General features: G+C 72.6%; 18 protein-coding genes. 9 read left to right on the plus strand and 9 right to left on the minus strand.

The features are described from left to right. Positions 1 to 95 precede the first annotated feature (95 nt). Together Q8791_RS19445 and Q8791_RS19450 are read left to right on the plus strand one after the other, a co-directional pair. On the plus strand, positions 96 to 1,517 hold the full coding sequence (locus tag Q8791_RS19445) for a sensor histidine kinase (RefSeq protein WP_330093168.1): 1,422 nt from the start codon (positions 96 to 98) through the stop codon (positions 1,515 to 1,517). Continuing rightward, the gene (locus Q8791_RS19450) at positions 1,514 to 2,167 is read left to right on the plus strand and encodes a response regulator transcription factor (RefSeq protein WP_330093169.1); all 654 of its coding nucleotides are present in this window, start codon (positions 1,514 to 1,516) and stop codon (positions 2,165 to 2,167) included. Before Q8791_RS19445 ends, Q8791_RS19450 begins: the two co-directional genes overlap by 4 nt. A gap of 121 nt (positions 2,168 to 2,288) precedes the next feature. On the opposite strand, the gene Q8791_RS19455 is transcribed toward Q8791_RS19450, so the two are convergent. From Q8791_RS19455 to Q8791_RS19490, 8 genes are all read right to left on the minus strand, one after another. Further along, positions 2,289 to 2,942 (minus strand): bifunctional DNA primase/polymerase, encoded by a 654-nt coding sequence (locus Q8791_RS19455; protein ID WP_330093170.1) that lies wholly within the window; start codon positions 2,940 to 2,942, stop codon positions 2,289 to 2,291. Positions 2,943 to 3,037: 95 nt separating this feature from the next. Then, on the minus strand, positions 3,038 to 4,033 hold the full coding sequence (hemB, locus tag Q8791_RS19460) for a porphobilinogen synthase (protein WP_330093171.1): 996 nt from the start codon (positions 4,031 to 4,033) through the stop codon (positions 3,038 to 3,040). 180 nt (positions 4,034 to 4,213) lie between these two features. Continuing rightward, positions 4,214 to 5,902, minus strand: coding sequence for a bifunctional uroporphyrinogen-III C-methyltransferase/uroporphyrinogen-III synthase (locus Q8791_RS19465; protein WP_330093172.1), 1,689 nt, complete (start codon positions 5,900 to 5,902; stop codon positions 4,214 to 4,216). A 106-nt stretch (positions 5,903 to 6,008) separates the two neighbouring features. Beyond that, the gene (gene hemC / locus Q8791_RS19470; RefSeq protein WP_330093173.1) at positions 6,009 to 6,971 is read right to left on the minus strand and encodes a hydroxymethylbilane synthase; all 963 of its coding nucleotides are present in this window, start codon (positions 6,969 to 6,971) and stop codon (positions 6,009 to 6,011) included. Beyond that, the gene (locus Q8791_RS19475; protein ID WP_330093174.1) at positions 6,968 to 8,476 is read right to left on the minus strand and encodes a glutamyl-tRNA reductase; all 1,509 of its coding nucleotides are present in this window, start codon (positions 8,474 to 8,476) and stop codon (positions 6,968 to 6,970) included. The genes hemC and Q8791_RS19475 overlap by 4 nt, the downstream gene beginning before the upstream one ends. Positions 8,477 to 8,618: 142 nt before the next feature. After that, entirely contained in the window at positions 8,619 to 9,314 is a 696-nt protein-coding gene (locus tag Q8791_RS19480; protein WP_330093175.1) for a redox-sensing transcriptional repressor Rex, read from the minus strand. 316 nt (positions 9,315 to 9,630) lie between these two features. Further along, on the minus strand, positions 9,631 to 9,897 hold the full coding sequence (locus Q8791_RS19485) for a glutaredoxin family protein (RefSeq protein WP_330093176.1): 267 nt from the start codon (positions 9,895 to 9,897) through the stop codon (positions 9,631 to 9,633). A gap of 34 nt (positions 9,898 to 9,931) precedes the next feature. Further along, positions 9,932 to 10,189, minus strand: coding sequence for a MoaD/ThiS family protein (locus Q8791_RS19490; RefSeq protein WP_330093177.1), 258 nt, complete (start codon positions 10,187 to 10,189; stop codon positions 9,932 to 9,934). Positions 10,190 to 10,298: 109 nt separating this feature from the next. On the opposite strand from Q8791_RS19490, the gene Q8791_RS19495 reads away from it, so the two are divergent. The 7 genes from Q8791_RS19495 (at position 10,299) to Q8791_RS19525 (ending at position 18,062) form a co-directional block, all read left to right on the plus strand. Then, positions 10,299 to 11,066 carry a winged helix-turn-helix transcriptional regulator gene (locus tag Q8791_RS19495; protein ID WP_330093178.1) on the plus strand — a complete coding sequence of 256 codons (768 nt, stop codon included), beginning with the start codon at positions 10,299 to 10,301 and terminating at the stop codon, positions 11,064 to 11,066. Between the two features lie 273 nt (positions 11,067 to 11,339). Beyond that, positions 11,340 to 12,353, plus strand: coding sequence for a hypothetical protein (locus Q8791_RS19500; RefSeq protein WP_330093179.1), 1,014 nt, complete (start codon positions 11,340 to 11,342; stop codon positions 12,351 to 12,353). Between the two features lie 259 nt (positions 12,354 to 12,612). Then, complete coding sequence (gene mshD, locus Q8791_RS19505) at positions 12,613 to 13,599, plus strand: mycothiol synthase (protein ID WP_330093180.1); 987 nt, start codon at positions 12,613 to 12,615, stop codon at positions 13,597 to 13,599. Between the two features lie 338 nt (positions 13,600 to 13,937). Next, a complete protein-coding gene (gene pstC, locus Q8791_RS19510; protein ID WP_330093181.1) occupies positions 13,938 to 14,900 on the plus strand; it encodes a phosphate ABC transporter permease subunit PstC in 963 nt (320 codons plus the stop codon). Then, complete coding sequence (pstA, locus tag Q8791_RS19515) at positions 14,900 to 15,979, plus strand: phosphate ABC transporter permease PstA (protein WP_330093182.1); 1,080 nt, start codon at positions 14,900 to 14,902, stop codon at positions 15,977 to 15,979. The genes pstC and pstA overlap by 1 nt, the downstream gene beginning before the upstream one ends. A gap of 56 nt (positions 15,980 to 16,035) precedes the next feature. Further along, positions 16,036 to 16,815, plus strand: a complete 780-nt coding sequence (pstB, locus tag Q8791_RS19520; protein ID WP_330093183.1) for a phosphate ABC transporter ATP-binding protein PstB — start codon at positions 16,036 to 16,038, stop codon at positions 16,813 to 16,815. Positions 16,816 to 17,096: 281 nt separating this feature from the next. Then, the gene (locus Q8791_RS19525) at positions 17,097 to 18,062 is read left to right on the plus strand and encodes a nucleoside hydrolase (RefSeq protein ID WP_330093184.1); all 966 of its coding nucleotides are present in this window, start codon (positions 17,097 to 17,099) and stop codon (positions 18,060 to 18,062) included. A 27-nt stretch (positions 18,063 to 18,089) separates the two neighbouring features. Here Q8791_RS19525 and Q8791_RS19530 read toward each other — a convergent pair whose 3' ends face one another. After that, entirely contained in the window at positions 18,090 to 18,926 is an 837-nt protein-coding gene (locus Q8791_RS19530) for a helix-turn-helix transcriptional regulator (RefSeq protein ID WP_330093185.1), read from the minus strand. Positions 18,927 to 18,982 lie beyond the last annotated feature (56 nt).

The following is an 18,982-nucleotide window of genomic DNA, read 5'->3' on the forward strand; positions in this document are numbered from 1 at the left end:
GGCATCGGGCATGCCGGAGGTCATGGCGGGAACATGCTCCGGACGTGCCCCCTGCCGGAGCGCGACCGGGAGCGGGGCGTGGCTACGCTCGTGGGATGAAGACGTCCGGTTCGCTCCCCGACCTGTCGGCCTGGGTCATCCTCCACAGGGACCGCCCGCCGCGCATGCTGCAACTGCTGTTCTGGGGAGCGATGGGCATCACGATCGTGCTCCAGACCCTGGTCATCCTGATCGAGCCGACGTTCGCGTCCGGTCCCCCCGCGCTGAAGGCGGTGATGTTCGCCAGCTTCGGGGCGACGATCGCGTCGTGCGCGCTGTGGCCGCTCCTCGCCTGGTCCGAGGACTCCCCTCCGCTGCGGCGGCTGGCCAGCGTGGTCTTCCTCGTCCTCACCATCCTGTGCCTGGTCACGAACAACTACACGATGTTCCTGCTGGTGTGCGTGGGGACGATGAACGCGGTGGCCGTGTTCGGCCTGCCCGGCGGGTTCGGCTACGGGGCCTCCATCTTCGCGTTCAGCGTGGTCCTCGCCCTCGCCCTGCCGGGTCTGGCCCCGCTCTGGGCGGGACTGGTGATGGGGACCAGCCTCCTGTTCATCGTGGCCGCGTCGGGCATGGCCTTCGTGGGCCTGGTCGTCGCCTCGGAGCGCGCCGAGCGGACCACCGCCCTCCTCTCCGAGCTGGAGCGGGCCCACGAGGAGCTGCGCCACCGCGCCGAGCGGGTGCGGGAGCTGACCGTGGCCGAGGAGCGCGCCCGCATGTCCCGGGAGATGCACGACAGCACCGGCCACTACCTGACCGCGCTCGCCATGTCCCTGTCCAACGCCCTGCGCTTCCGCACCGCCCGCCCCGACGCGGCGTGGGGCGAGGTGGAGCAGGCGCGGGAGCTGGCGGGCGAGGCGCTGACCGACACGCGCAGGTGGGTGCGCGCGCTGCGACCGCTGCGGCTGGAGGGGCGCGCCGGGGTGGCCGCCATGCGCGCGATGGCGGACTCGTTCGACGGCGGCGGCATCCGCATCGGGTTCACCGACACCGGGACCTGGCCCGAGCTGTCGGAGGAGGCCGAGCTGGTCTGCTACCGCGGCCTCCAGGAGGGGCTGACGAACGCGATGCGCCACTCGGGCGCGGACCTGGTGGAGGTCCTGGTCGACGCGGGCCCCGGCGGAGTGTCGGTCACGGTGGCCGACAACGGCGGCGGGGCCGCGGAGGGGTCGGCGATCTCCGGGTTCGGTCTGCGCGGGCTCGCGGAGCGGGTCGAGGCCGTCGGGGGCACGCTGGACGTCGGCGACGCGGACGGGGACGCAGCGGTTCGGGGCACCCCCGGCACGGGCGTCCCCGTGGGCGCGGGCGGCGGGGACGGGGAGGCCCGCGCCGGGGCCGGTGCGGGGGTCGGGGCCGAGGGCTCCTCCGGGGGAGAGCAGGAGGGCGCGCCGCGGCGCGGCTTCCGCCTCAGGGTGGCGGTTCCCGCACGCGTCCCCGCGCCGGAGACCGCCCTGACCACGATCGGGGGCGCCGCGTGAGCACCGTCTCGGTCCTGATCGTGGACGACCAGATCCTGCTGAGGCAGGGGCTGCGCAAGCTGTTGGAGATCGAGGAGGGCATCGCCGTGGTCGGTGAGGCCGCCAACGGGGTGGAGGCGCTGGAGTTCCTGTCGTCGGCCGCCCCGCTCCCGGACGTGGCCCTCGTGGACGCCCGCATGCCGCTCATGGACGGGATCACCCTCATCGGCCGTATGCGGGAGGAGTACCCGGACGTTCCGGCCGTCGTGCTGACCACGTTCGACGACGACGAGCTGATCTTCGGGGGGCTGCGCGCCGGTGCGCGCGGCTACCTGCTCAAGGACGTGCCGCCGGAGGAGCTGGTCTCGGCGCTGCGCCGCGCCTCCCGGGGGGAGACCGTCCTGGGAGGGCCTGCCGCGGAGCGGCTGGTCGCCGCCCTGGACGCGGTTCCGGCCCCCGCGCCGGCTCCCGCCGCCGCGTCACCGCTGTCGGAGCGCGAGGAGGAGGTGGCGAGGCTGGTGGGGACCGGCGCCACCAACCGGGAGGTCGCGCGGACCCTGTTCATCACCGAGGGGACCGCGAAGAACCACGTCACGAGCATCCTGCGCAAGCTCGGTCTGCGCGACCGCACGAGGCTGGCGCTGTGGGTGCGCGAACGCGGAGGGGCCTGACGCGCCCCTCCGGCCGCCCGCGCGGCCAGGCACAGGCGCGGTGGGACGGCGGAGCGGTGGGGCGCACCGGCCCGGGGCGGAACGCCTCCGGGCCGCCGCGTGCGGGGGCGGGTGGCGACCGTCAGCCGGAGAACTCCGCGCTGGCGTCCGCGAGGATGCCGAGCACCGCGATCGGGTCGGGCAGCGGGACCGGCTCGCCGGCGTCGAGGGGGGTCCGGATCCAGGTGACCCGGTTGCCGGAGGGCATGAGGGAGGGGGCGCCGAGCACGAAGCTGTCCCGGCAGTGCCAGCGCAGGCCGGGCATCTCCTCGACGTCCTCGGGCACGCAGTCCAGGTGGCAGGACCACCACTCGTCCTCGTCCACCGGGGAGCGCGTGGCCACGAAGAACAGGTAGCGGGAGGAGTCGACCGCCGCGACCGGCCCGGCCGGGATCCCCGACCGCCCCATCCGCGCGAGCGCCATCACACCCGCCTCGCGCGGGACGTCGAACACGTCGAAGACCCTGCCCGTCGGCAGGATGACGTTGGCGTCGGGGGTGGCCGTCCACCAGCGGCGGAGGGTGGCGGGGTCGGTGCTGGCCTCCACCCCCCAGGCCATCGTGACCGGGTGCGCCGCCGGGTCCGGACAGCCCATCCTGTCGCAGTTGCACGCGCGGTCCTCGCCGGGCGCGGCGCCGCGCGCGACCGGCCACCCCAGCTCCGCGTAGCGCAGAGCCGCGTCGAGCATGCTGTCCGTCGCATGTCGGCGCTTCCGTCGGTACAGTACGTCGGCCATGGGTCCTCCCCGGTGATCGTGCGTGGTCCAGGCGCGGCCTCCGTCGGAAGGCCCGGCGCCCGGCGACCGCGACCGGGGCGAAGGACCTGGTCGCGTTACCGCAGAAGGAGGGCGGCCTCGGTGGCCCAGTACGTGAGGATCTGTTCCGCGCCCGCCCGCCGGTAGGAGGTCAGGGTCTCGACGATGGCCCGCTCGCGGTCGATCCAGCCGCGCTCGGCGGCTGCCTCGATCATCGCGTACTCGCCGCTGACCTGGTACGCCGACACGGGTACCGGGGACGACTCCGCGACCTTGGCGACGATGTCGAGGTAGGCCAGCCCCGGTTTGACCATGACCATGTCGGCGCCCTCGGCGACGTCCAGGGCGACCTCGCGCAGGGCCTCGCGGGCGTTGGCGGGATCCTGCTGGTAGCCGGAGCGGTCACCGAACTGCGGTGCGCCCTCGGCCGCCTCCCGGAAGGGCCCGTAGAAGGCCGAGGCGTACTTGGCGGCGTAGGCCAGGATCGGGACCTGGTGGAACCCGGCCCGGTCCAGCCCGGCCCGGATGGCCGCGACCTGGCCGTCCATCATCCCGCTGGGCGCCACGACGGCCGCCCCGGCCTCGGCCTGGGCTGCGGCGACGGACGCGTAGCGCTCCAGGGTGAGGTCGTTGTCGACGTTCCCGCCGGTCTCCAGCGGTCCGCAGTGGCCGTGCGAGGTGTACTCGCACAGGCACAGGTCGGCCATGACCACGAGGTCGTCGCCGACCTCGGCCGCCAGGTCGCGCAGGGCGACCTGGACGATCCCGTCGGGGTCGTCGGCGCCCGAGCCGCGCTCGTCCTTGTGCGCGGGGATGCCGAACAGCATGAGTCCGCCGACCCCCGCCGCGGCGGCCTCGTGGGCAGCCTTGCGCAGGCTGTCACGCGTGTGCTGCACCTGACCCGGCATCGAGGAGATCGCCACGGGTTCGGTGATCCCCTCCTTGACGAACATCGGCAGGACGAGGTTCTGCGGGAGCACCCGGGTCTCGGCGACCAGTCGACGCAGCGCCGGTCCACGGCGCAGGCGGCGGGGACGGGCGGCGGGGAAGGCGGCGTCGTTGGAGGCGGTCAATGCGGGGCTCCCGGATGTGGGTTCGCGTGGTGGACGTGTGGTCTGGGGCCGGGCTCCCGGAGCGTCCGCCCGCGTGGGCGGATCGAACCGCGGACGCCGGCGGGTCGGGCGCTTCCCGGGGCCCGGGAAGCGCCCGGTCCGCTCCGCGCCCGGTCTCGTGGACGGAGCGGGCACGGGCGCCTAGAGCTTGCGTCGGCGTCCGCGGCGCTTCTGGCTGGGCTTGAGGACGGGCTTGCCGGACTCGACGGCTTCACGGCTCCTGGCGGCACCGTACTCCGAGAGGGCCCGGGCGAGGGCCGAAACCGAGGCTTTGGGCGCCACCACGTCGACGCGCAGGCCGAACTCGACGGCGGTCCGCTCCGTTTCCGGGCCGATCACCGCGATGACGGTGGTGTTGTGCGGCTTGCCCGCGATCCCCACCAGGTTGCGCACCGTGGAGGAGGACGTGAACAGCACCGCGTCGAAGCCGCCGCCCTTGATCGCCTCACGGACGGGTGCGGGCGGGGGCGCGGCGCGCACCGTGCGGTACGCGGTGACGTCGTCGGTCTCCCAGCCGAGGTCGGTCAGCCCGGCTACGAGGGTGTCGGTGGCGATGTCCGCGCGGGGCAGGAGGACCCGCTCGATGGGGTCGATCTCGTCGTCGTAGGGCGGCCACACCGACACCAGGCCCGCGCTGGACTGGGCGTCCTCGGGCGGTGTCAGGTCGGGTTGGATGCCGAACTCGCGCACCGCGTCGGCGGTGGCCTCCCCCACGACCGCGACCTTGACCCCGGCGAACGCGCGCGCGTCGAGGCCGTAGGACTCCAGCCGCTCGCGGATCGCCCTGACCGCGTTGACGGAGGTGAACGCGACCCACTGGTAGCGGCCGGTCACCAGCCCTCGGACGGCGCGCTCCATCTGCTGGGGGGTGCGCGGCGGCTCCACCGAGATGGTGGGCACCTCCTCGGGCACCGCGCCGTAGCCCTGCAGCTGCTCGGACAGGGCGGCGGCCTGCTCCTTGGTGCGGGGGACCAGGACGCGCCAGCCGAACAGCGGGCGGCCCTCGTACCAGGACAGCTCGGGTCTGCGGGCGGCCGCGGGGCCGACGATCATGAGCGCCGGCGCGGTCGCGTGGTGGTTCTTGGCGTCCTTGGCCTTCAGGTCGGCGACCAGGCGGGCCAGGGTGGAGGTGACGGTGGTCTGCCGTGTGGTCCCGCCCGCGCGCACCACGGAGACGGGCGTGCTGGTCGGCCGGCCGCCCGCGACGAGGGTCTTGCACAGCACGTCGAGGCCGGGGCCCCGGTGTTCGGGCGCCTCGTCCGCGGGGGCGTCGCCGCCCATGATGATCAGGGTGGCGTCGCTCGCGGCGGCCTCGTTCCAGTCGACCTCGGCCGTGCCGTGCGGGCGGGCGTTGAGGATCCGCACCTCGGCGCCGGCGTCGCCCATCAGCGGGATGCCCGCGAAGGTGGCGACGGAGGTGACGGAGGAGACGCCGGGGGCGACCTCGGCCTCCACACCCGCCTCCTCGCAGGCGGCGACGAGGTCGGCGCCGCGGCAGCCGAAGAACGGGTCGCCCGAGTAGAGGCGTACGACCCTCTGCCCCTCGCGGGCGCGGGAGACCGCCAGGGCGTTGACGTCGCCGCCGCACTCGTGTGCCTGGATGACGGAGACGTCGGGGGAGCAGTGGGAGAGGAGCTCCTCGCGGAAGCCGGCGAGCTCCTCGGCCGCGGGCTCCCGCAGGGTGATGACCACGTCGGCGCGGCTCAGCAGCTCCGCGCCGCGCAGGGTCAGCAGATCGGCGCCGCCCGGACCGGTCCCGACCAGGGCGACGTGCCCGGGCCGGGTGGTGGCGCGGGGCTCCTCCGGCTGGGAGTTGGCGTTGGCGTTCACGTACTGGCTCCTCTGTGTGGTCGCCGGCGTCCCTGTGCGCGGAGTTCTCCGGGGTGCCGGCGTGTGCGGCGGGGTCCGGCCGGGGCGCCCCGCCGTCGACTCCTGGTCAGGGTGTGTCCCTCTCAGCGAAGGCCTCGGCGACGATGCGGTCGGCGCCCTCGTCGATCATCTGGCGTGCCAGGTCGCGGCCGAGCGCGGTGGCGGCGTCCAGGTCCCCGGGCGAGGCGAGGTCGGCGGTGCGCTCGCGGCGCACGGAGGTGGCCCCGTCGGTGGAGACGACGGCCGCGCGCAGGCGCAGGCTGCCCGTCCCGGCGTCGTACTCGGCGTACGCGCCGACGGGGGCGGCGCACCCCGCCTCCAGCTCGGAGAGGACGGTCCGCTCGGCGACGACGGCGGCCCGGGTGGCGGGGTGGTCCACGGTGGCGAGGTAGGCGAGGTCGCCGTCACGGCGCTCGACGGAGCACTCGACGGCGAGGGCCCCCTGGCCGGGGGCGGGCAGCATCTGCTCGGGCTCGAAGACGTCGGTGACGTCGTCGGTCCGGCCGACTCGGCCGAGACCGGCGTAGGCGAGGACGACGGCGTCGAGCTCACCGGAGGTGACCTTGCCCAGGCGCGTCTCCGCGTTGCCGCGGATGGGCAGGTAGGTGAGGTCCGGGCGGAGGGCGGCGAGCTGGGCGACGCGGCGCGGGGAGCCGGTGCCGACCCTGGCCCCGGCGGGCAGGTCGGCGAACGCGAGGCCGTCGCGGGCGCACAGGGCGTCGCGGGGGTCGTCGCGTTCGGGGATGGCGGCGAGGACGAGCCCGTCGGCGGGAGCCGTGGGCAGGTCCTTGAGGGAGTGGACGGCGAAGTCGATGGTGCCCGCGACGAGTTCGTCGCGCAGGGCGTTGACGAACACGCCGGTCCCGCCGAGCTGGGTCAGGTGGGCCTTGGTGACGTCTCCGAAGCTGGTGATCAGCTCCAGTTCGATGGCCTGGCCGGTGCGCTCGGTGATCGCGTCCGCGACCATCCGGGACTGGCTGGTCGCCATGGTGCTGCGACGCGTGCCGAGTTTGGCGGGGATGCCCGTCATGCCTTCTCCTGTGCGGACCGCGCCGCGGTGCTGGGACCGCCGGACACGGTCAGTGCCTCCGGCGTCTTGGGGTCGAGGTCGAAGAGTTGCCGCAGGGCCGCCTCGTAGGACTCCCCGTCGGGTGCGGCTGCCAGTTCCTTGACGCGCACCGTGGGGCGGTGGAGGAGCTTGTCGGCGACGCGGCGCATCGCGCGGGTGATCTCCTCCCGGGTGCGGTCGTCGATGTCGTCGGGCAGACGGCCGTGGAGGCGGGACAGCTCGGCCTCGACGACGTCCCTGGCCTGGGAGCGCAGGGCGACGACGGTGGGGGTGACCTGGTTCGCGCGGCGGACCGTGCGGAACTCGGTGACCTCCTCGTCGACGATCCCGCGTACGAGGGTGAGGGCGCTGGAGCGCTCGCCGGCACCGCCGACTGCGCCGGTGGCGGCGGCCTGGCGCAGGTCCTCGATGTCGACGAGGCGCACACCGGGCAGGTCGCGCACGGCGGGGTCGATGTCGCGGGGGAGGGCGAGGTCGAGGAAGACCAGGGGCCGGGTGCGGCCCGCGGTCGCCGCGGCGACGGAGTCGGCGGTGAGGACGAGGCCCTGGGCTCCGGTGCAGGAGATGACGAGGTCGACGTCGGCGAGGACCCCGGCGGCGTCGGCGAAGGGCACGGACCGGGCGCCGACGGTGTCGTAGGCCTCGGTGAGGCACTCGGCGAGGCGTGCGGCGCGCTCGGGGGTGCGGTTGGCGACGACGACGGTCCCCGCGCCCTGCCGGGAGACGGTGTTGGCGGACAGCGCGCTCATGGAGCCCGCGCCGAGGACCAGGACGCGCAGGCCGGTGAGGGGGCCGTGGGAGGGCCGGGCGAGCCCGGGGGCGTCGCCGGTGTCACCGGGGGACGCGGACATGGGGCAGCCGACGGGCGGCACCGTGCCCACGGCGGGGACGGTCTGGTCGGCGGTGGTCTCGTCCGCCCCTGTCGGTCCGAGGCCCAGGTCGCGGGCCGCGACGGTGAGGCCGAAGCTCACCATGTCGGCGCCCGCGTGGTCCAGGTGGGTCTCGGTGTGGGCGCGCTTGCCCACACGCAGGGCGCGCTGGCCGAGGTCGTTGAGGACGCGGCCGACGGAGCCGGTGTCCTGCCCCTCCTTGAGGGCGTCGCGCACCTGGCCGAGGATCTGGCCCTCGCCGACGACCATCGAGTCCAGGCCGCACGTGACCGAGAACAGGTGCTGGACGGCGCGGTCCTCGTAGTGCACGTAGAGGTGTTCGGAGAGTTCCCCGAGGGGGACTCCGCTGTGCCAGGAGAGCAGTTCGGTGATCGCGGCCACCCCGCCGTGGAAGGCCTCGACGTCGGCGTAGACCTCCGTCCGGTTGCAGGTGGAGACCACCATGACCTCGTTGACGGAGTCGGAGCCGACCATCTCACCGACCGCCTTGGTGCGCGTCTCCCCGTTCAGCGCGACGCGTTCGAGAAGCGCCACCGGCGAACTCCGGTGGCTCAACCCCACGGCCAGGACACTCATCCGCATTCTCCTATGCAGGCACGACTCAGCGTCTCTCTATGCTCCGGCACGTCGGCCGACCCCCGCGGCCAACCCCCCGGAACGCGGCGCACGCTCGCTCTTCGCCCACCGCTCCCACCGGTCCCTCGGACCGGAACACGTCTCATGTCAGTTCCAGTCCCGCCCTCTCCGGGGCACGGCCGTCGCCGTCCGCCCTGCGCTGCGCGTGGAAGGCCAGGATCTGGAGTTCGATGGACAAGTCGACCTTACGCACATCGACCCCGTCCGGCACACTGAGGACGACCGGCGCGAAGTTGAGGATGCTGCTCACCCCCGCCTCGACGAAGCGGGTGGCGACGCCCTGGGCCGAGGCCCCGGGCGTGGTGATGACTCCTATGGAAACGCCCTTGGAACGGACGACTTCCTCCAGGTTGTCAATATGCCTCACGTCCAGGGACGCAACGTTCTGCCCGACCATGTCGGGGTCGGCGTCGAGGAGGGCCGCGATCCGGAAGCCGCGGGTACCGAAACCCCCGTAGTTGGCCAGTGCGCGGCCGAGGTTTCCTATGCCGACGATCGCGACGGCCCAGTCCTGGGTGAGACCAAGCTCACGTGAGATCTGGTAGACGAGGTACTGGACCTCGTAGCCGACCCCCCGGGTCCCGTAGGAGCCGAGGTGGGACAGGTCCTTGCGGAGCTTCGCCGAGTTGACGCCGGCCGCGGAGGCGAGGTCCTCCGAGGAGACGGTGAGGGTGCCGCGGTCCTCGAGTGACTGGAGCGCACGCAGGTAGATGGGGAGCCGGGCGACGGTGGCCTCCGGGATACCCCTGTCCCGGGGCCGTGGTGGACGACTGATCACAGGCGGGTGCTCCTGAGCGGCGGTCGGTGCGGACGGGAAGCGGGGCACCGGGAGCGGGGCCGGTCGCGCGCCGCCCGGCTTCGGGGTACGCGCGATGGTGCTCCCGACAGGTCGGTGGACCTAGATTACGTGCTTGTGAAAGCACGCACAAAGTGGGGTCCGCTGTGACACCGGGAACAGAAGTTCCCACGCGCGGGGAACTCCGGGACCGGCGGAAAAGAAGGGTGCGCGCTCACCGGTTCAGGACACCCGGAATGGAACCGGTGTGAGGATTTGTGGTCGGAACCGGCGGTTTCCACCCCTCGGACCCGACCGTTCAGCCCCCGAGCGCCGCGCGCAGCCGCCCCTCCTGGACGCGCCAGAAGTCGTGGCGCCGCCCGTCCACGAACGTGACCGGGATCTTGTCCCAGTACTCCTCGCGGTCGGCCTCGCCCACCCCGTCGAGATCCACCTCCGCGCGGCTCGCGCCGATCTCGTCCGCGACGTGCCCGATCGTCCGCCACGCGTCCTCGCACAGGTGGCATCCGGCCCTGCCGAGCATCACCACGCGCGCACGGCCCGCCCACTCAGGGGTTTCCGTCATGTTTCCTCCTGATTCCCTCCGGCTGTCGGACACCTCACCCGCCCGCGAAGGGCGGTAGGACCTCGATCACAGTCCCGTCCGAGACCGCGACCCCGGCATGGGGCCGCGCCCCGACCGGCCGCTCGTCCACCAGGAGCGACGAAGCCCCGAGTACGCGCAGGAAGCGGTCGTCGGGGTGGAGGCGACACGCCGCTTCGAGGGCCTCGGCGAGGGTGTCCGCCTCGACGCGTTCCTCCGCAGTTCCGGCCGCTTCCTTGGCCGCTGCCCAGTACCTGATAGTGCACTTCGCCATCTATTGATTATCCTTGGTGTTGCTCGGAGGCGACATATTAAACAAATCTTCACCGGGGGCAATGGCGCCTTCGATCGTCCGCATAGCGCGGGTTGACGAGAAGAGACGCATGAGCCATCTGCTGCTGTTGACGAACTCCAACGAACCGTCCGACCACGTGCTGCCGGCCCTCGGACTCCTCCTGCACTCCGTGCGGGTGGCTCCCGCGGAGGCCGGAGCCCTGCTGGCGTCAGGAGCCGGCGGCAACGCGAACGCGCCCGTCGACGCCATTCTGGTCGACGCCAGAACCGACCTCGCCGCGGCCCGTAACTTCTGCCGCCTGCTCGACACCACAGGACTGGAGTGCCCGCTGCTCGTGGTCCTCACCGAGGGCGGCGTCGCGGCGCTCACACCGGACTGGCAGGTCCACGACTTCATCCTGGCCACGGCGGGACCCGCGGAGGTCGAGGCACGGCTCCGGCTCGCCGTCGGCTCCGCCGAGGCCGGGACCGACGACCCCGACGAGATCCGCCGGGGCGACCTCGTGATCGACGAGGCCACCTACATCGCCCGACTGAGGGGACGCATCCTCGACCTCACCTTCAAGGAGTTCGAGCTCCTCAAGTTCCTGGCGCAGCACCCCGGCCGGGTGTTCACCCGCGCCCAGCTGCTCCAGGAGGTGTGGGGCTACGACTACTTCGGCGGCACCCGCACCATCGACGTCCACGTCCGGCGCCTGCGCGCCAAGCTCGGCTCGGAGTACGAGTCGCTGATCGGCACCGTGCGCAACGTCGGCTACCGCTTCGTCCCCGACCCGGTCGCCAAGGCGCCCGCGCCGTCGGCCGAGGCCGCCGAGCCGCTGCCCGCGGCCCGGACCGCCGAACCCAGCACCAAGTAGCTCCGCACAGGAACGCCGGGACACCACGGCCGTGAACACCCCGGGGCGCCGCGCACCCGCGTATGGCGCCCCGGAGTCGTCCCCGGGCCGTGACCGGAAACCCTTCCTGAGAGATGACGTAACGGCGTCACTCGGACACTCGTTTTCCGTGGCCGCAGGTCCTAAGATCGTGGAGCACCCGAACCCCGGGGATGGTCAGGCGCGGCGAACGCCTCGCGGCCGGGTGCGGCCGAAGCAGCCTTGGCGCGCCACCCTGAGGAGTGAATCGCCCCGATGCCCCTGACCGCCGCAGGTTTCCCGCTCACACCCGGACGCCGTCGTGCGGGTTTCGTCCTCGGCGCCGCCTTCGTCGGTTCCAGCCTCGTCGCCGTGATGTCCCCGGCGTACGCGGATCCGACCGCCCCCGAGAGCCCCTCCCCCGTGCCGTCCGCCGTCGTCGCGTTCCAGAACGGCGCCAGCGAGGTGGAGCTGGGCAGGCCCGCCCCGCCCAACACGGTCACCGCGACCAACGACGGCGCCTCCGCCGTGTGCCTGGTCGACCTGGAGGTCCAGGGCCGGGGCTTCGTCTCCTCCGGTTTCGCGCGCCAGGAGGTCGCGCCCGGGGAGTCCGCGTCGGCGGGCGTCGTCACCGGCGCCCCCCGCGTGTCCACCGACGTCGTCGCGACCCTGACCTACGCGTTGGCGGTGGAGGGTGTGGACTGCTCCGTCCTGCGGTCCCCCGAACTCCACACCGTCTCCACAGGGACGTGGGCGGTGTCCGTGGCCAAGCCGGGCCCCTCGCCCGACCCCACACCGTCCCCCACCGAGGACCCGACCGAGGAACCCAGCGAGGAGCCGACCGAGGAACCGACCGGGACCCCGTCGGACCGGCCCACGCCGACCTCCAGCCCGAGCCCCACCCGGACCCCCGGTGGCGGCGGTGGGAGCGACAACCGCGACCGCGGCTCGAACAGCCCGTCCGCCGGCTCCGGTTCGCCCCGCGGCGGGGTGGGCGACGTGCCCACCACCGGCGCCGACATCCCGACCCTGCCGCGCAACGACGCCGACCTGCCCGAGGTCGCGCCCGGTTCGGAGGACCTCGCCGAACTGCCCCTGGTCTCCCCGCAGTCCGACGACGGCATCGACGAGACCGAGGTGGCCGCGGACCACGGCGACATGGGGCCGAACATGGCCCCGGCGGTCCTGCTCGCGGCGCTCCTCCTCGCACTGCTGCTCGCCGCACCGCTCGCGCCCGTGCGCCGCGTCCGCGTCGGCGGCGGATACCAGGGCAAGCGCCGCAAGGGGTGAGCCTGCGGGCCGCGCGAGGCCCCTCCCACACGCCGGGGGCGCCCGGGGACGTGTCCCCGGGCGCCCCCGCTCCGTGTCCGGGGCCGCGCCGCCGGCCGGGCTCCGGGGAGCCTGTCACGGCACCGGGGACCGCCCGCCGGGCGCCACGCCGGCGCCCCGAGGAGAGTCGACCGCGGACCAGGCCTCGCACCAGGACAAAAGCCTCACTGTGCGAGGCTGACAGAATCTTTACGGCCCCTCCGTCGTAGGCTTTCGGTCCATGAGCACCCCGCTAGTCACCGATGATCTGGCCTCCGGCCTGGCCGACCAGGTCCTGACACTCGCCGAATCCGCGCGCAGCGAGGACGGCGTCGCACCGCTGTCCGAGCACACCCTGCTCCGTGTCCGCCACGGCGCGCCCTCCGGGAGCAGCCGCTTCCACGTCATCACCGAGGACGACCGCGTGGTCGGTTTCGCCCTCGTCGAACGCGTCCCCGGAGAACCCGACTCCGGCGAGGTCGTCGTCGACCCCGCGCACCGGGGCCGGGGGCACGGCACCGCCCTGCTCCGCTCCGTCGACCGGGACGCGGGCCCCGACGGGGTCCGGGTGTGGGCCCACGGGCGCACCCCGCAGGCCGTCTCCGTCGCGGAGGGCGACGGCTGGACCGCCGTCCGCGCGCTGCACAAGATGCGGATGCCTCTGCACGACATCCCGGCCGGCGAGGCGGGAGGCCCCTGGGAGGCGCCCGAGCTCCCCGAGCCGGTGCTCCGGAGCGACGTGGCCGACAGCGTGCGGGTGCGGGAGTTCGTCGTCGGCCAGGACGAGGAGGCGTGGCTGGCCGCCAACGCGCTGGCGTTCGCCGACCACCCCGAGCAGGGCCAGCTCACCCTGGACGACCTGCTCCAGCGCGAGATCGAGGACTGGTTCGACCCCCGCGGCTTCTTCCTCGCCACCACCAAGGACGGCAAGGTCGCCGCGTTCCACTGGACCAAGACCCACGCCGACGGCGCCGGTCTCACCGACGGCGAACCCGTCGGCGAGGTCTACGCGGTCGGCGTCGTCCCGTCCTGGCAGGGCAGCGGCCTGGGACGGACGCTGACGCTGGCCGGTCTCCAGCACCTGCGCGACGCGGGGCTGCCCTGGGTCCACCTCTACGTGGACGGTGACAACGAGGCCGCCGTGCGGCTGTACGAGTCACTCGGGTTCGGCATGTGGGACACCGACGTGATGTACGCGCCGCCCGGGAAGGGGCACTCCTCCGCCTGACGTGCGGCTGATCACATTCACCGGGCAATCCCCCTACCGCCACGGTAGTGCGACGCCTCGTTCATCCCCCGTTCACCTTCTCTGGGACAACTGGTCACCTCCTACGCCTACCTTCACAATCGGCGCGGGACGACCATTTCGCGCACGGTGGCCGTGGGATCGCGGCCGCCGGAAGGCCAGACGCGGGGCACGACGGCCCCCTGCGGGGGAGACTCCCCCGCACGGGGAGCGCCGGGACCCGCCCGGAACAACGAGAACAGGCGTACACGGGGGTGTCCGGTGCACACCGCGCCACCCCGGCGACCCGCACTGCAACCCTTCCGAACCGGAGCCAATCCATGACGACCACGGACGCGCCCAAGGCGGCACCGCCGCCCACGGGCAAGCGCCGGATGGGCGACGTCGTTTTCGCCGGCACCGCCCGAGGCTCGGGCATCCTGATCCTGCTGATCCTCGCCGGTGTCGCCGCCTTTCTGATCGTTCAGGCCTGGCCGTCCCTGGCCGCCAACACCGCGAACTTCCTGACCTCCCAGGCGTGGGAGGCCAACGTCCGCGAGTCGCCCGCGTTCGGCGTCGCCGCCCTGGCCTTCGGCACCGTGCTCGCCGCCGCGATCGCGCTCCTCCTGGCCACCCCGGTGGCGATCGGGATCGCGCTCTTCATCGTCTACTACGCGCCCCGCAAGCTGGCCTCCCTGCTGGGCTACCTGGTCGACCTGCTCGCCGCCATCCCCAGCGTCGTGTACGGCCTGTGGGGCATCGGCTTCCTCGCCCCCCAGCTCGTGCCGGTGTACGAGGGCATGACCCGGTACCTCGGCTGGATCCCCCTGTTCGCGGGCCCCGCCTCCACCTCGGCGCGGACCATCCTGACCGCCGGTATCGTCCTGGCCGTGATGATCCTGCCGATCATCACCGCGATGTCCCGCGACGTCTTCCACCAGGTGCCCCAGGGGCACCGCGAGGCAGCGCTGGCCATGGGCGCCACCCGCTGGGAGATGATCCGCCTCGCCGTCCTGCCGTTCGGCAAGTCCGGCATCGTCGGCGGCGCCATGCTCGGCATGGGGCGCGCCCTCGGCGAGACCATGGCCGTCGCCATGATCCTCTCCCCCTCCCTCGCCATCTCCTGGAACCTGCTCCAGAGCGGTAACCAGACCATCGCCGGGCACATCGCGCTCCAGTACCCCGAGGCCACCGGCTACGGCGTGTCCGCGCTGATCGCCGCAGGCCTGGTGCTGTTCGCGATCACCCTGGTTGTCAACATGGGCGCACGCTACGTCGTGGCGCGTGGGAACAAGGAGTCCTGATGAGCCTGACGACCACGCCACCGCCCGGCCCCGAGATGGGCCCCGCCTCGTCGGCCCTGCGCCGCGGCTCACTGCCCAACCGCTTCCCGGTGGCCCTGCTCGCCGCCACCGCCGCCGTCGTGGCGGGCGTCCTGCTGGCCTTCTCCTCCTTCGGGTTCGTCCTGTGGGGGCTGCTCACCGCCGTCGCCTACGTGGTGTTCGTCGTGACCGCCTCCGCGCGTGTCGAGGGCGGACGCAAGGCCAGGGACCGTCTGGTCACCTCACTGGTCTACGGCTGCTTCCTGCTCGCGATGCTGCCGCTGGTGTCGGTGCTCTGGACCGTGCTCGGCAACGGCTTCGCCCGGTTCGACCCCTACTTCCTGTCGGTGTCCATGAACGGCGTCCTGCCGAGCATGGACGCGGGCGGCGCCTACCACGCGATCGTGGGCACCCTCGCGATCACCGGCATGGCCACGCTCATCTCGGTGCCGATCGGCGTGATGACCGCCGTGTACCTGGTCGAGTACGCCGAGGGCCGCATGAAGCGGACCATCATGTTCTTCGTCGACGTCATGACGGGCATCCCGTCGATCGTCGCCGGACTGTTCGTGGTGGCGCTGTGGATCATCCTGTTCGGTCCGGGGGCGACCAACGGCGCCGCCGGCGCGATCGCCCTCGCCGTGCTGATGATCCCGGTCGTGGTCCGGTCCAGCGAGGAGATGCTGCGGCTGGTGCCGCAGGACCTGCGCGAGGCGTCGTACGCCCTGGGCGTGCCCAAGTGGCGGACCATCACCAAGGTGGTGCTCCCCACCTCGGCGGCCGGTCTGACCACCGGAATCATGCTCGCCATCGCGCGCGTTATCGGAGAGACGGCACCGCTGATCCTCACCGCGGGGTCGTCCGCGGTGTCGATCAACTGGAACCTGTTCGACGGGCAGATGATGAGCCTCCCGGTGTTCATCTACTCACAGGTCCGCATGGGCGGCGCCGTCAACTACGAGAGGGCCTGGGCCGCGGCGCTGACGCTGATCCTCGTGGTCATGCTGCTGTTCTTCCTGGCCCGCATGATCGGCCGCCTGTTCGCGCCGAAGGCCCGTTGATCCCTACACCAACCGCCCACGTCCCGCGCGTGGAGCAGACTGACGAGGAACATCCAGTGGCGAAACGAATCGACGTCTCCGGCCTCAACGTCTACTACGGCGACTTCAAGGCCGTCGAGGACGTGTCGATGACCATCGAGCCGCGGTCGGTGACGGCGTTCATCGGGTCGTCCGGCTGCGGCAAGTCCACCTTCCTGCGGACCCTCAACCGGATGCACGAGGTGACCCCGGGCGCCCGCGCCGAGGGCAAGGTCCTCCTCGACGACCTGGACGTCTACGGTCACGACGTGGACCCCGTCATGGTGCGCAGCGAGGTCGGCATGGTCTTCCAGAAGGCCAACCCGTTCCCGACCATGTCGATCTACGACAACGTCATCGCCGGCGCCCGCCTCAACAACCGCCGGATGAGCCGGTCCGAGGCCGACGAACTGGTGGAGCAGTCGCTGCGCGGCGCGAACCTCTGGGAGGAGGTCAAGGACCGGCTGAACAAGCCCGGTTCGGGCCTCTCCGGCGGTCAGCAGCAGCGCCTGTGCATCGCCCGTGCGACGGCCGTGAAGCCGTCCGTGCTGCTGATGGACGAGCCGTGCTCCGCGCTGGACCCGATCTCGACCCTGGCGATCGAGGACCTCATTCACAAGCTGAAGGAGGACTACACGATCGTCATCGTCACCCACAACATGCAGCAGGCGGCGCGCGTGTCCGACCGGACCGCGTTCTTCAACCTGTCGGCTCCCGGCAAGCCCGGCAAGCTCATCGAGATGGGCGAGACCAACCAGATGTTCACGCGGCCGGACAAGAAGGAGACCGAGAACTATATCACCGGGCGATTCGGCTAAGGAGCCACTTTCCCGACGCCCGGCGATGGTGTGGCCGATTCGGCTAAGGAGCCACGCGCCCTGCGCTGACCTGGGCATCGCCCGGCGATGGTGTGGCCGATTCGGCTAAGGAGCCACGCGCCCTGCGCTGACCTGGGCATCGCCCGGCGATGGTGTGGGCGATTCGGCTAAAGAGTGCCCTGGGCTGGGCAACGCACGGCGATGGTCCGGTGCTGCGCTTCGAGGCCGACCCGGCCGCTGCCCGTTCCCCGCCCCGTGCGGGACCCGAAGGAGAAGAAGGCGTGACCACACCCCTGGTGATCGACACCGACACCGCGCAGGACGACTGCGTCGCGCTCCTCGTCGGGCTGCTGGACCCCGGAGCGGATCTGCGCGCCATCACCATGGTCGCCGGGAACGTCGGCTTCGACCAGCAGGTGCGCAACGCCTTCCTCACCCTCAACGTGGCCGGGCGCCCGGGCGAGGTACCCGTCTACCTCGGATGCCGCCGTCCGCTGACACGCGCGTGGGTGAGCGCGGAGAACGTCCACGGCGACGGGTCGGGCGGGCTGTCCATGGACCGGTCCGGCCTGGAGCCCGAGGCCGAGCACGCGGTCGACGCCCTGGTCCGGCTGGCCGCCGAGAACCCCGGCGAGCTGTCCGTGGTGGCGATCGGCCCGCTGACCAACATCGCGATGGCGGTCGTCAAGGACCCGGACTTCGTCCGCAACGTGCGCACCCTGTACGTCATGGGCGGCTCCAACAACGGGCGCGGCAACATCACGGCCGCAGCCGAGTTCAACTTCTACGTGGACCCCGAGGCCGCGAAGGCCGTCTTCGAGGCGGGCTTCGACGTCACGGTGGTCCCGTGGGACCCGCTGACGCTGCGCCAGGCGGTGTTCGGCCAGGAGCGGCTGGACGCCGTCGCCGCGATCGGCACGCCGCTGGCCGACTTCTTCGTCCGGGTGTGCTCCGCCACGCTGGAGTTCGACCGGAAGGTCGGGATCGACGGCACCACCCATCCCGACTCGCTGACCGCCGCCGTCCTGCTCCGCCCGGACCTGGTGCGCCGCTCCGGGCGCTACCACGTGGACGTGGAGACCGCCGGGGAGCTGACCCGCGGCTACTCGGCCATGTCCTGGGGCGTGCACGGGCTGGAGCCCAACGCGACGGTGGTCGAGGAGATCGACGCCGAAGGGTTCTTCGAGTACGTCGTCGAGGTGCTGTCCCGGCCCACCTCCCCGCCCAGGAAGATCACCGGGCTGTAGGCCCCGGCAGGGCCCTCCACCGCCCTCCTACGCCTCGGCCCGCCGCCGCGTCGCGTCGCTGGTGCCCAGGAGCGCCAGTGCCTGCGCGCTCCGGCTCCCCGGCTCGGCGTGGTAGATGACGAGCTGCTGCCCCCGCGCCCCGCGCACGTCGAAGGCCTGGTAGACCAGCGAGAGGGCCCCGACGTCCGGGTGGACGAACTCCTTGGCGTTGCTGGTCTTGCCGCGCACGGTGTGGGTCCTCCAGAGTTCGGCGAAGTCCCCGCTCCCCTCGATCAGCTCCCTGACCAGGGACGTGAGCCCGGGGTGGTGCGGATCGAGCCCCACCGCGTGGCGAAGACCCGCCGCGGTCGTGCGGGCGGCCCGCTCCCACCTCGCGTGGAAGGTGCGCGCCGCCGGGTCGAGGAAGGTCATCCGGGCCAGGTTGTCCGCCCGCTCGAACGGCGAGAACAGCGCCCCGGCCAGCGCGTTGGCGGCCAGGAGGTCCAGTGCGGGGTTGAGCACGAACGCCGGTGTGTTCGGGTACCCGTCCAGCAGCTGCCGCAGCTCCGGGGTGACCGTCTCCACCACCTCGCGGCGACGCGCGTCGTCGGGCACCGTGCCCGCCAGTCGGTACAGGTGGTCGCGGGTGTCGTCGTCGAGCCTCAGGACCCCGCTGACGGCGTCGAGGACCTGCGCCGAGGGGTTGCGTTCCCGCCCCTGCTCCAGGCGGGCGTAGTAGTCGCTGCTCATGCCCGCGAGCACCGCCACCTCCTCGCGACGGAGCCCCTCGACCCTGCGCGGGCCGTAGGAGGGAACTCCGGCGTCTTCCGGTCGGATCCGTGCCCGGTGCGCCCGCAGGAGGTCTCCGAGGTCGTTGCCGCTCATGCGGTCAGGTTACGCCGGAGGGCGGCGGGCTGCCTGGGTGTGGGACTCCCTGGCAC

The sequence above is a fragment of the Nocardiopsis codii genome, assembly GCF_036327455.1.
Lineage (GTDB): Bacteria > Actinomycetota > Actinomycetes > Streptosporangiales > Streptosporangiaceae > Nocardiopsis > Nocardiopsis codii.

What these genes read in the sequence shown, in the direction of transcription:
- Q8791_RS19445 (WP_330093168.1), top strand. Translation starts at nt 96, where the DNA reads ATGAAGACGTCCGGTTCGCTCCCCGACCTGTCGGCCTGGGTCATCCTC.
- Q8791_RS19455 (WP_330093170.1), bottom strand. Translation starts at nt 2,942, where the DNA reads ATGGCCGACGTACTGTACCGACGGAAGCGCCGACATGCGACGGACAGC.
- hemC (WP_330093173.1), bottom strand. Translation starts at nt 6,971, where the DNA reads ATGACGGGCATCCCCGCCAAACTCGGCACGCGTCGCAGCACCATGGCG.
- Q8791_RS19475 (WP_330093174.1), bottom strand. Translation starts at nt 8,476, where the DNA reads ATGAGTGTCCTGGCCGTGGGGTTGAGCCACCGGAGTTCGCCGGTGGCG.
- Q8791_RS19485 (WP_330093176.1), bottom strand. Translation starts at nt 9,897, where the DNA reads ATGACGGAAACCCCTGAGTGGGCGGGCCGTGCGCGCGTGGTGATGCTC.
- Q8791_RS19490 (WP_330093177.1), bottom strand. Translation starts at nt 10,189, where the DNA reads ATGGCGAAGTGCACTATCAGGTACTGGGCAGCGGCCAAGGAAGCGGCC.
- Q8791_RS19495 (WP_330093178.1), top strand. Translation starts at nt 10,299, where the DNA reads ATGAGCCATCTGCTGCTGTTGACGAACTCCAACGAACCGTCCGACCAC.
- Q8791_RS19500 (WP_330093179.1), top strand. Translation starts at nt 11,340, where the DNA reads ATGCCCCTGACCGCCGCAGGTTTCCCGCTCACACCCGGACGCCGTCGT.
- mshD (WP_330093180.1), top strand. Translation starts at nt 12,613, where the DNA reads ATGAGCACCCCGCTAGTCACCGATGATCTGGCCTCCGGCCTGGCCGAC.
- pstC (WP_330093181.1), top strand. Translation starts at nt 13,938, where the DNA reads ATGACGACCACGGACGCGCCCAAGGCGGCACCGCCGCCCACGGGCAAG.
- pstA (WP_330093182.1), top strand. Translation starts at nt 14,900, where the DNA reads ATGAGCCTGACGACCACGCCACCGCCCGGCCCCGAGATGGGCCCCGCC.
- Q8791_RS19530 (WP_330093185.1), bottom strand. Translation starts at nt 18,926, where the DNA reads ATGAGCGGCAACGACCTCGGAGACCTCCTGCGGGCGCACCGGGCACGG.